This window comes from Stenotrophomonas sp. STEN021, from assembly GCF_056760175.1.
In genome coordinates this window covers 1-11,154 of record NZ_JBRREH010000123.1, presented here as the reverse complement: position 1 = coordinate 11,154, position 11,154 = coordinate 1, and the positions used below count along the sequence as shown (strand labels likewise).

The window sequence follows — 11,154 nt, the reverse complement described above, 5'->3', positions numbered from 1 at the left end:
CGTCTTCTTCCGCTTGCCCGTGTGTTCCGCGTCCCCGAAGCTCAGCTGCATCGTCGTCATCCGTCGAACCTTGCGCTATTGTCGCCGAGGAATTGTTCAGAGCATCCTTAGAAGCAGAAAGAATGGTAGTGCCAGGGACGGGCCAATCACGATGCTGGACAGCGGAAACCACAGACGACGCATCCCCAATCTGCGCCCCTCGGCGTAAATGAGGGTAATGGTCGCAACACCAGAGACTAGGACGTCTGCCCAAGCGAAAGCAGCAATATTGCCGGAAGTTGCCTGTTGCAGCAGAAGCGGCACATTGAGGCCGTTGGCAGACAACCATGGCACAAACTGGGCGAGGGGCAGGGCTGTGCCTGCGATGCAGAGAAGCAGGTAAACAAACCGCATGTTGGTCTCCGGCTGATTCGGTTGGTTATCTCTGGCGTGGATTATCGCCTGGACCAAGGAAGCTTGGGCTTGTCCAGCGGCGAGCTCGGGAGTTTCAGTTCGATCGAGGAACATCAACCCGCAATTATTTCTGAACCCCGTAAGAGCTCAGCGGCACCAAGCAACACATAGGCGCGCTCAGCCCGCAATCACCCCTTACCGACAGACATTCCCGCAGCCCCAACACACTGGCATGCTGTCGCCTGCTCATCAGGTGATGAAAGTCGATGTTTCGATCTGTTGTTCTTGCGGCCGCACTACTTGCAACGCTTCCCGCGTACGCGGAACTGGCTTTCGAGGCGCCGGTGGCCTGCGCCGATGCGGATTCGTCTCCTGCGCTGACAGGCAGCCTTTGTGTCACCACCCATGTTCCGCTGCGGCACGAGTCGCCGGGCGATGGTTCGCTGAAGCTGTTCGTGCGGTGGTTTCCTGCCGAGGCGGTGGAGCGGCGTGGGGAGGTCTGGTTGTTGGCGGGTGGGCCTGGTGAGTCCGGGGCGTCCTTGTATCCGGTGGTTGCGACCTTCCGGCGTGCGTTTCCCGGTTATGACCTGGTGATTCCTGATCATCGGGGCGTGGGTCGGTCGGAGCGCATCTGCCCGGTGCAGGAGGCGGCGGACAGTGCGGATGGTGTTGCGCTGGCCGGGGACGAGTGGGGCGGCTGTATTGGTGCGATGTACGCGGATGCGGCGCGCACGCAGGCGTTCTCGGTGACCGAAGCGGCGCAGGATCTTGCGCTGCTGATGTCGCGCTATCGTGGCAGTGGGCCGACCTATCTGTACGGGGTGTCGTATGGCACGCAGCTGGCCTTGCGTGCGCTGCAGGTGGCGCCGATGCCGCTGGATGGTTTGATCCTGGATGGACTGGTGCCGCTGGAGACCACCGAGCAGTGGGATCTGAGCCGGCGCACGGCGCTGGTGGATTCCGTGGGGCGTTCGGTGCTGGGCGAGCAGAAGGTGGCGGTGTATCAGCGTGTGCTGGCCGCTGCGCCGACCGCGCCGTGGAAGGACGCGGAGCCGGGTGGTGATCTGCGCCGGTTGCTGGGCTCGCTGCTGAACTTCCCTGCGCTGCGTGCGCGTATTCCCGACATCGTTGACGGGCTGGCGGTGGACGATACGTCCGCGCTGCTGGCGACGGTGGCGGAGTTGAAGACGGCGATGGCCGGGATGGGGCAGGACGGTAACAACCAGCCTTCCTTGCCGCTGGTGATGTTGATCTCGGCGTCGGAGAACAATGCGCGGCCAAGGCTTACGCGCGAGCTGGTGGAGCAGGAGGCTGCTGGGGCCTTGTTTGTCAGTGCAATCCCCGGGTTTCTGGTGGGGGCGCCTGTGCCTGCTTATGCGAAGGATGCTTGGTTTGGGAAGTCGCTTGGGGTGCTACCGAGGACTTTGGTTGTGCATGGGACGCTGGATCCGAATACGGCGTATGCGGGGGCGGTGGAGCATGCGGCTGTGCTGGGGAAGGCTGGGGAGGTGAGCTTCAGTACGGTGGAGGGTGGGGCGCATTTGCTGTCTTACTTTGCGCCTGGGTGTTTTGTTGAGGCGGTTGGGGTGTTTGTTGGGGGTGGGGAGGTTGGTGGTAGGTGTGTTGAGCGGTGAGGTTGATTGGGTTTTAGGGCTGAGTTTGGTTGGGGAGCTGGGGGTTTGGGGTTGGTGGTTTTGTTCTGCCCTCACCCCAACCCCTCTCCCGGAGGGAGAGGGGCTTTGGTCATGTGGGTCGGGGCTATCCGGTTGTCTGACAGATTGTTGCGTGCGGCCTTGTTGGCTCCAGCGTTAGTCGCTGCACATCTGAAAACAGCTGCTCTACTGGCATGCCGTAAGGCGCGAACAAGCGCAGCCGTCCTTCGCGGTCGAATACGTAGCCGCCTGCGGTGTGGCTCATCGAGTAGGCGCCGGGGTGCTTGCCTTCTTCGCGGTCGTAGAAGGCTTTGAACGATGCTGCCATTGCGGCCAGTTGCGCATCGTCACCAACCAGCGCCGTAGCAGTCGGGTCAAACGCTTTCACATAAGTCTCGGCAACAGCAGGCGTGTCGCGGGCCGGGTCCACGGTGACGAAGATCACCTGCAGTTTGTCGGCGTCCGAGCCCATCAGGTGCTTTACGCGGTTCAACTCCACCATGGTGGTGGGGCAGACGTCTGGGCAGCTGGTGAAGCCGAAGAAGAGATACGTCACCTTGCCGTTGAGGTCGGCCGGGCTGCGGCTTACGCCTGTGCTGTCGGGCATTGTCCATTGCTGGCCGAGTGCTTCGCAGGCGATGTCCTTGCCGTAGAAATCCACCTTGGGCTTTGCCGCGCAGGCGACCAGCAGCAGGGTGGCGGCGCTTATCGCGATGGTGGACAGGTGCAGTTTGCGGGCCAGTGCGGTGAGGCCGGTGGCGGGGGTGTTGGTGCGGGACATGGCTATGGTCGATGAAGGACGGACAGCCGAACTACATGCGACGGGCCGGCATGGTGTGCCGGCCCGTTGCGTGCGTCAGTTGACCATCATGTGGAAGTGCATGCTCCAGATGATCCAGATGGAGAGCGCTACCACGATGAAAAGAATGACCAGGGTGAAAACAAAACTGGCCAGGTTCCAGCCGCCCTCCGAGGAGCGGTTCATGTGCAGGAAGTACACCAGCTGCACGATGATCTGCACGACGGCAAAGCCGACCAGCATGGCCATCGTCAGCGGCCGCGACAGCGTCGGGTTCATCACCAGCAGGAAGGGGATGACGGTGAGCACGGCGCAGATCACGAAGCCGATCAGGTAGGACTTGGTGGAGCCATGTCCGCTGCCGGCGCGGGAGGTGTCGTTGTCGGACATGTTCAGAACACTCCAATCAGATAGACAAAGGTGAAGACGCAGATCCAGACCAGGTCCAGGAAGTGCCAGAACAGGCTCAGGCAGGAGATGCGGGTGACGTTGGTCGGGGTGAGGCCGCGACGCTTCACCTGGTGCATCACCACCGCCATCCAGATCAGGCCGCTGGCCACGTGCAGGCCGTGCGTGCCAACCAGCGCGAAGAACGCGGACAGGTAGGCGCTGGTGGTGGGGCCGGCGCCAATGTGGATGAGGTGGTTGAACTCATACACTTCCATGCCGATGAAGCCGGCACCGAGTGCGAAGGTCACGCCCAGCCAGGTCAGCACAGCGCGCTTGTCCTGGCGGTGCATCGCCAGCACGGCCTGGCCGTAGGTGATGCTGGAGACCAGCAGCAGGAAGGTCTCCACCAGCACGAACGGCAGCGAGAACAGCTCGGCGCCGGTCGGGCCGCCTGCATACGCGTTGCTGAGCACCGCGTAGGAGGCGAACAGCGAGCCGAACAGCACCAGGTCGGACATGAGGTAGACCCACATGCCGAAGACCTTCATGCCGCCCTGGTCGTGGCCATGGTCGTCATGGCTGTGCTCGGCCGCCTGTGCGTTGTCTACGGCGACGTTGGACATGATGTTCATGCAATCACCCTGTGCTGCTTGAGCTTGTTCTGGTGTTGGTTCTCGATGGCGGCCACTTCTTCGGCGCTGACGTAGTAATCCACGTCCTCGTCGTAGGAGCGCACGATCAAGGTGACGATCATCGCCACGAAGCTCGCACCGGCCAGCCACCAGATGTGCCAGATCAAGGCGAAGCACAGCGCCAGGATCCAGATGTTGAGGATCAGTGGCACGCCGGTGTTACGCGGCATGTGGATCGGCGCGTAGTGCTTGGGCGGCTTGGGCAGGCCTTGCTTCTTGGCTTCGTGGAAGGCGTCCAGGGTGTCGGCCTTGGGCACCACGGCGAAGTTGTAGAACGGCGGCGGCGAAGGCGTCTGCCATTCCAGTGTGCGTGCATTCCACGGGTCGCCGGTGATGTCCTGGTTCTGCTTGCGGTCGCGGATGCTGACGTAGATCTGCACCAGCATCAGCACGATGCCTGCGAACACGAACAGGGCGCCGACGAAGGCGGCAATCAGGTAGGGCGTCCACGCTGGGTTGTCGTACTGGTTCATGCGCCGGGTCATGCCCATGAAGCCGAGCATGTACAGCGGCATGAAGGCCAGGTAGAAACCGATGATCCAGCAGGTGAACGACCACTTGCCCAGGCGTTCGTTGAGGGTGAAGCCGAACACCTTCGGGAACCAGTAGACGAAGCCAGCCAGGTAGCCGAACAGCGCGCCACCGATGATGGTGTTGTGGAAGTGGGCCACCAGGAACAGGCTGTTGTGCAGCAGGAAGTCCGCGCCGGGGATGGCCAGCAGCACGCCGGTCATGCCGCCGATGGTGAAGGTGACCAGGAAGGCGATGGTCCACAGCATCGGCACGCTGAACTCGACGCGGCCGCCGTACATGGTGAACAACCAGGTGAAGATTTTTACGCCGGTCGGGATCGCGATGATCATCGTCATGATGCCGAAGAAGGCATTGACGCTGGCACCGGAGCCCATGGTGAAGAAGTGGTGCAGCCACACCACGAACGACAGGATGCCGATCGCCAGCGTTGCACCCACCATCGACTTGTAGCCGAACAGCTTCTTGCGCGAGAACGTGGCGGTGATCTCGGAGAAGATGCCGAACGCTGGCAATACCAGGATGTACACCTCCGGGTGGCCCCAGGCCCACACCAGGTTGACGTACATCATCGGGTTGCCACCCAGGTCATTGGTGTAGAAGTTGAAGTCCAGGTAGCGGTCCAGGGTGAGCGCGCCGAGGGCGACGGTCAGGATCGGGAACGCGGCAATGATGATCACGCTGGTGACCAGCACGGTCCAGGTGAACACCGGCATCTTCATCAAGGTCATGCCCGGCGCACGCATGCGCAGGATGGTGATGAACAGGTTGACGCCGGTCAGCAGTGTGCCGACACCGGAGGCCTGCAACGCCCAGATGTAGTAATCAACACCTACCCCAGGACTGAACTCGATGCCGGACAGCGGCGGATACGCCACCCAACCGGTCATCGCGAACTCGCCAAGGCCCAGCGAGATCATCATCAGCGCAGCGCCGACCACGAAGATCCAGAAGCTGAAGGCATTGAGGAAGGGGAAGGCCATGTCGCGCGCGCCGATCTGCAGCGGCACCACGATGTTCATCAGGCCCACCACGAACGGTGTGGCCACGAAGAAGATCATGATCACGCCATGCGCGGTGAAGATCTGGTCGTAGTGCTCCGGTGGCAGGAAGCCATCGCTGCCGGGGCCGGCCGCGGCCAGCTGCGCGCGCATCATCAGTGCATCGGCAAAGCCACGCACCAACATCACCAGCGCCACCACGATGTACATGATGCCGATCTTCTTGTGGTCCACGGTGGTGAACCAGTCGCGCCACAGCACGCCCCACAGCTTGAAATACGTGACGGCGGCGAGTAATGCGATGCCGCCAAGCACCATGCCCGCCAATGTCACCACGACGATCGGGTCGTGCAACGGCACGGCGTCCCACGTCAACTTACCGAACATGCTCATTACTCCTGGGAGGCCTTGGGTTCTGCGTTGTGGCCAGACGTGGCCGCGGTGTTCTCACCCACGCCGATGAACTGGTCGATGACCTTCTTGAACAGCAGCGGCTCGACGCTGGCGAAGTGGCGCACCGGTTCCTTGCGGGTGGGCGCGGCCAGGCGCTTGAATTCGTCGAAGCTCAGCTGATCCGGCGACTGCCGCACCTGCGCAACCCAGTCATCGAACTGCTGCTGGCTCATCGCGGTGGCGACGAACTTCATGTTGGAGAAGCCATGGCCGCTGTAATTGCCCGACATGCCGTCGAACTTGCCTTGCTCGTTCGCCACCAGGTGCAGCTGCGTGCGCATGCCGGCCATCGCATAGATCTGCCCACCCAGCTGCGGGATGAAGAAGGTATTCATCGTCGAGTTGGAGGTGATGTCGAAGGCCAGCTGCTGCCCGGCCGGGAAGTTGAGCTGGTTGACCGTGGCGATGCCCAGGTCCGGGTAGACGAACACCCATTTCCAGTCGGTGGCGATCACTTCCACATGCAGCGGCTCGCCGGGAATGTCCAGCGGCTTGTAAGGGTCAAGCGCGTGGGTGGATTTCCACACGATGACGGCCAGCACGGCGACGATGATCAGGGGCACGCCCCAGACCACGATTTCCACCTTGGTGGAGTGCGCCCAATCGGGCATGTACCTGGCCTTGGTATTGCCGGAGCGGTAGCGCCAGGCAAAGACGAAGGTCAGCACGATGGCCGGTATCACCACGATCAGCATCAGCGCGATGCAGATCAGGATCAGGTCGCGCTGGGCAATGCCCACGTCGCCCTTGGAGTCCAGTAGTACCCAGTTGCAGCCAGACAGGCCCACGCATGCCAAAGCGGCCAGCGCTGGGCGGATGCGTTTCCAGCAGATATTCATTGAAGGTCGACCCTGTTGAAGGAGCTCTTGAGCGGGGACCGCCGATGCCCGGCGCATGGGCCGGGAGCGGCTACACTGTCCGTACGGCGGTGCCTACAAAAGGATTGCCGATCCAGTCAAGTCCATACAAGATACATCATTGTATGGTTTGGTGCACGTACAAAGCAGGGAAGGTTCACCCGATGCAGCAGCCAGCCGCAGGCCGACGCCTGAAAAAGCCCAACCGGACCTGGGTCCGTCCCTTCGCCGAGGGCAGCGGTCCGCTCTACCTGCAGATCGCCCAGCAGGTACGCGATGCCGTGGACGATGGCGTGCTGCAACCCGGCGACCGCCTGCCGCCGCAGCGCGACCTGGCCCAGCTGATGGGCGTGGACCTGACCACGGTTACCCGCGCCTACGCCGAGCTGCGCCAGTCCGATCTGCTCGACGCGCAGGGCGCCGGCGGTACCTTCATCGCAATGTCGGCCGGCAACAGCGCCACCTCGGTGGACCTGAGCATGAACATCCCGCCGCTGCTGGGCAGCAGCTCGTTCGCGCAGAGCATGGAGCGCGGCTTCCAGCAGCTCAGCCAGCAGCTGGGGCAGGGCGAGTTGATGAGTTACCACGTCGGCGCCGGCTCCCGCGATGACCGCGCCGCCGCCGTGCAGTGGCTGGCGCCGATCCTGGGCAACGTCTCCGCCGAGCGGGTGGTGATCTGCCCCGGCGCGCAGGCCGCGCTATGCGCCATCGTGCTGGCCAAGACCCAGCCGGGTGACCTGATCGCCGCCGAACAGCTCACCTATCCGGGCCTGCTGGCCGCCGCCCGCGTACTGCAGCGGGGCATCGTCTCCATCGCCATGGACGCCGAAGGCATGCTGCCGGACGCCTTGGAAGCAGCCTGCCAGCAGCGCAAGCCGGCCCTGATCTACCTGATCCCGACCATCCAGAACCCGACCACCGCGACCATGTCGCAGGCCCGCCGCGCGGCCATTCTCGCGATTGCCCGCCGCCATGGCGTGGCGGTGGTCGAGGACGATCCGTACTGGCTGCTAGCTGCCGATGCGGCGCCGCCGCTGGCGGTGGATAGCCACCCGGACGCGCCGGTCTACTACGTTTCCACCCTGTCCAAGTGCTTGGCGCCGGGCCTGCGCACCGCCTATCTGGTGGTGCCGCCGGGCGAGCCGATGGAGCCGCTGCTGGACGCCCTGCGCTCGATCGCGCTGATGCCGACCCAGTCGATGGTGGCGGTGGCCTCGCACTGGATCCGCAGCGGCCAGGCCGATGAGATGGTGCGCCGCTTCCAGCAGGAGCTGCGCCAGCGCCAGCAGATCGCCGCGCGCATCCTGCCCAAGCCCTACCAGGCGCACCCGTCCGGCCTGCATGTGTGGCTGCCGCTGCCGCCACGCTTGGACCAGTACCGGCTGATCCAGGCCGCGCAAGCGCAAGGCCTGGGCATCGCAAGCTCGGAGGCTTTCAGCATCGAGGAGCAGGCCGGCAATGCCATCCGCCTGTCCCTGGGTGGGGCGGTGGACCAGCACAGCCTGGCGGCGGCATTGACCAAGCTGACCGAGGTCATCTCGGCTGCGCCTGAGACGCGAACGCAGGCGATCGTTTAGCCGCACTCCGGTCATATCCATACAAAAGTGATACATTTCATATCTTGTATGGATATGCGGGTAGCTGCTGTGCGTCGGGACAAGCTGAAGTTTCATCTGGTGATGCTGGGTTGCGCCGGTTTCGTGGTGCTGGCGCTGGCGTCGCTGGTCTATGTCTGCTCGCGGCCGCAGACCGCCGATGTGCAGGCCAGTGAGCGCGCGGCCATTGAACAGTGCCTGCAGCGCAGTCGCGCGCCGGAACGCACCGAGATCTACCGCCGTGCCCAGGCCGATTCCTGCGCCGAGATGCTGGAACAGTACGAGCACAAGTTCGGCGCGGACGCCGCCTCGTGAGCCCGCCCAACGGCGCATCGCCGCGCAGGCGCGGGATGCGGCTGTGGATCGCGGCCGGCTGTGTGCTGATGGCTGGTATTGCGATAGCGCTATGGCAGTACTTCGGCCTCAGTGAGCAGGCCACGTTCGCCGAACAGGCCATCGTCTTCGACGACACCCAACTCAAGCTGCCGCCGGAACTGGCTGGCGCCAACGGACGCATCCGCGTCGTGCATTTCTGGGACCCGGCCTGCAAGGTCTGCAACCGCGAAACCGGCGCGCATCTGAGTTATCTGATCAGCATGTATCGCCGCGCCAACATCGATTTCTATGCGGTGCGCCGCCCGGGCACGACAGGTGAGCTGCCAGAGTATCTGCGTGGTCGTTTGAAAGAACTGCCGACGATTGAAGGCGCCGAACATATTCCGGCCAGCCCTGCGGTTGCGATCTGGGACAGGGCAGGGCATCTGGCCTACGCCGGCCCGTACAGCATTGGCATGGTCTGCAACTCGGCCAATAGTTTTGTCGAGCCGATTCTCGACAAGCTGGTCGATGGCCAGACGGTGCGCCCACGCGGATTGCTGGCGGTGGGCTGTTACTGCCCTTGGCAAGGCAAGTCTTGATCCGCTGCTGATGAATCCGCATGCGCGCCAGCATGCGTGGACGTTTTGTCCGCGCACAAAAAACAGCGGGCACCCGCTCCAACCGACCGATGGTTGTGAGCAGGCACCCGCCGCTGATGCAAACAATACGTGGCTACATCGTCCATACATGGTGCGACAGGATGTCGCAGTTTTTGCCCGTAAATGTGGGGTTTTGCGATGAACTGGATGGACAGCGCGCTGCGCAGCAACGGCCCGATCTACCTGCGCATCGTCAACAGCATCGAGCGCAGCATGAACACCGGCGAGCTGGTGCCCGGCCATCGCCTGCCATCGCAACGCGCATTGGCCAAGCAGCTCGGCATCGACCTGACCACGGTGACGCGCGCCTTCGATGAAGCACGCCGACGTGGCCTGATCGAAGCGCGCGGACCGCAGGGCAGTTTCATCGCACCACCGAAAGCGGCCTTCGGCCAACCGGTGGACCTGAGCATGAACGTGCCGCCGGTACCGGATGCATTGGCCTTGAACGATGCCTTGCGACGTGGCGCAGCCGCCGTGCTTGCGCGCAGCAATGCGCCCAACCTGATGACGTATCACCTCGCCGGCGGCAGCCCGACCGACAGGCATGCAGCGACCAGTTGGCTGCAACCGATGCTTGGCGATATTGCCGATACGGCATTGGTGGTGGCGGAGGGCGCGCAGTCGGCGTTGGCATCGATCCTGATCAGCCAGACCCAGGAGGGCGAGGTGATTCTCTGCGATCACCTGGTGTATCCGGGCTTGCTGCAGGCAGCGCGATCCTTGGGACGACGCCTGCTGCCGGTCGATGACGATGCGGAAGGGATGTGCCCGGACGCGTTGGAACGTGCCTCGCGGCAGAGTGGGGCACGCGTGGTTTACCTCAACCCCACCTGCAACAACCCGGCGGCGATGACGATTCCCTTGCAGCGACGTGTTGAGCTGGCACGTGTGCTGCAGCGGCTGGATCTGCTGGCCATCGAGGATGATCCTTACTGGCATCACGCTGCGGAAAAGCCGGCGCCGATTGCGGCGTTGGCACCGGCGCATGTGTACTACGTATCAACCTTGTCGAAGGCGATCAGCCCCGGTCTGCGCACGGCATTCGTGCGCTGCCCTTCGGAGCAGCATGCCGAAGCGCTGGCGACTGCGTTGCGTTCGATCTGTTTGATGGGCCATCCGCTGGTGATGGCGTTGGTGAGCCAACTGCTGCTGGATGGCTCGGCGACTGCATTGTTGAATCAGGTGTTGGATGAAGCACACGAACGCACCGCGCTGGCCGCTCATCTGCTGGTACCTTCGTTGAAGGTGCAGGCAGCCGGATTGCATGCCTGGTGCAGCGTACCCGAACCTTGGACCGATGCAGGGTTTGTGCGCGCCGCCCAACTGCAGGGTTTGGCGATCTCGCCGTCATCGGCATTCAGACCAGACGGCGCACAACGCAGCCGAGGCTTCAGGCTGTCATTGGGGCAGGCAAGCAATAGGCGCCAGCTGCAAAGCGCCCTGCGCCGAATCAACCAACTGGTAGATGCGCCCAATTCAACCAACGCAATCGCAGGAGCCGCATGACCCAGTAGTGCCGAGCCATGCTCGGCAGTGGCCTTGCAAGCGGCGTTGTAGGAGCGGCGTAAGCCGCGAAGCTGGGAATGCATCAGCCGCAGATCAACCGCGAACAGCACCCCTCCCCAACCCTCCCCTTGCCTGCGGCAAAGGGAGGGGGCGTAGTGCCAAGCCATGCTCGGCAGTGGCCTTGCAAGCAGCGTTGTAGGAGCGGCGTAAGCCGCGAAGCTGGCAATGCATCAGCCGCAGATCAACCGCGAACAGCACCCCTCCCCAACCCTCCCCTTGCCTGCGGCAAAGGGAGGGGGCGTAGT

The 11,154-nt window shown here is 63.2% G+C and carries 11 protein-coding genes; 5 read left to right on the top strand and 6 right to left on the bottom strand.

Features of this window, described 5'->3' with window-relative positions:
* Window positions 1–96: 96 nt before the first annotated feature.
* A complete protein-coding gene (locus ACVOL0_RS19295) occupies window positions 97–393 on the bottom strand; it encodes a DUF2834 domain-containing protein (protein WP_481550458.1) in 297 nt (98 codons plus the stop codon).
* A gap of 266 nt (window positions 394–659) precedes the next feature.
* Here ACVOL0_RS19295 and ACVOL0_RS19290 point away from each other — a divergent pair, with 266 nt between their 5' ends.
* On the top strand, window positions 660–2,027 hold the full coding sequence (locus ACVOL0_RS19290) for an alpha/beta hydrolase (RefSeq protein WP_481550457.1): 1,368 nt from the start codon (window positions 660–662) through the stop codon (window positions 2,025–2,027).
* A 124-nt stretch (window positions 2,028–2,151) separates the two neighbouring features.
* Here the strand turns inward: ACVOL0_RS19290 and ACVOL0_RS19285 are convergent, their stop codons facing one another.
* From ACVOL0_RS19285 to cyoA, 5 genes are all read right to left on the bottom strand, one after another.
* The gene (locus ACVOL0_RS19285) at window positions 2,152–2,826 is read right to left on the bottom strand and encodes an SCO family protein (RefSeq protein WP_481550456.1); all 675 of its coding nucleotides are present in this window, start codon (window positions 2,824–2,826) and stop codon (window positions 2,152–2,154) included.
* 75 nt (window positions 2,827–2,901) lie between these two features.
* Window positions 2,902–3,234, bottom strand: coding sequence for a cytochrome o ubiquinol oxidase subunit IV (cyoD, locus tag ACVOL0_RS19280; protein ID WP_481550455.1), 333 nt, complete (start codon window positions 3,232–3,234; stop codon window positions 2,902–2,904).
* 2 nt (window positions 3,235–3,236) lie between these two features.
* Complete coding sequence (gene cyoC / locus ACVOL0_RS19275; RefSeq protein WP_282271767.1) at window positions 3,237–3,866, bottom strand: cytochrome o ubiquinol oxidase subunit III; 630 nt, start codon at window positions 3,864–3,866, stop codon at window positions 3,237–3,239.
* Window positions 3,863–5,845: a cytochrome o ubiquinol oxidase subunit I gene (gene cyoB, locus ACVOL0_RS19270; RefSeq protein WP_481550454.1), complete on the bottom strand. Its 1,983-nt coding sequence runs from the start codon at window positions 5,843–5,845 to the stop codon at window positions 3,863–3,865. Before cyoB ends, cyoC begins: the two co-directional genes overlap by 4 nt.
* Window positions 5,846–5,850: 5 nt before the next feature.
* Window positions 5,851–6,750, bottom strand: coding sequence for a ubiquinol oxidase subunit II (cyoA, locus tag ACVOL0_RS19265; protein WP_481550453.1), 900 nt, complete (start codon window positions 6,748–6,750; stop codon window positions 5,851–5,853).
* A 182-nt stretch (window positions 6,751–6,932) separates the two neighbouring features.
* Between cyoA and ACVOL0_RS19260 the strand changes: the two genes are divergently transcribed.
* The 4 genes from ACVOL0_RS19260 (at window position 6,933) to ACVOL0_RS19245 (ending at window position 10,849) form a co-directional block, all read left to right on the top strand.
* A complete protein-coding gene (locus ACVOL0_RS19260; protein WP_481550452.1) occupies window positions 6,933–8,345 on the top strand; it encodes an aminotransferase-like domain-containing protein in 1,413 nt (470 codons plus the stop codon).
* Window positions 8,346–8,399: 54 nt separating this feature from the next.
* A complete protein-coding gene (locus tag ACVOL0_RS19255) occupies window positions 8,400–8,678 on the top strand; it encodes a hypothetical protein (protein ID WP_481550451.1) in 279 nt (92 codons plus the stop codon).
* 35 nt (window positions 8,679–8,713) lie between these two features.
* Window positions 8,714–9,280: a DUF6436 domain-containing protein gene (locus ACVOL0_RS19250; protein WP_481550450.1), complete on the top strand. Its 567-nt coding sequence runs from the start codon at window positions 8,714–8,716 to the stop codon at window positions 9,278–9,280.
* Between the two features lie 198 nt (window positions 9,281–9,478).
* On the top strand, window positions 9,479–10,849 hold the full coding sequence (locus ACVOL0_RS19245; RefSeq protein ID WP_481550449.1) for an aminotransferase-like domain-containing protein: 1,371 nt from the start codon (window positions 9,479–9,481) through the stop codon (window positions 10,847–10,849).
* The last annotated feature ends 305 nt before the right edge of the window (window positions 10,850–11,154 follow it).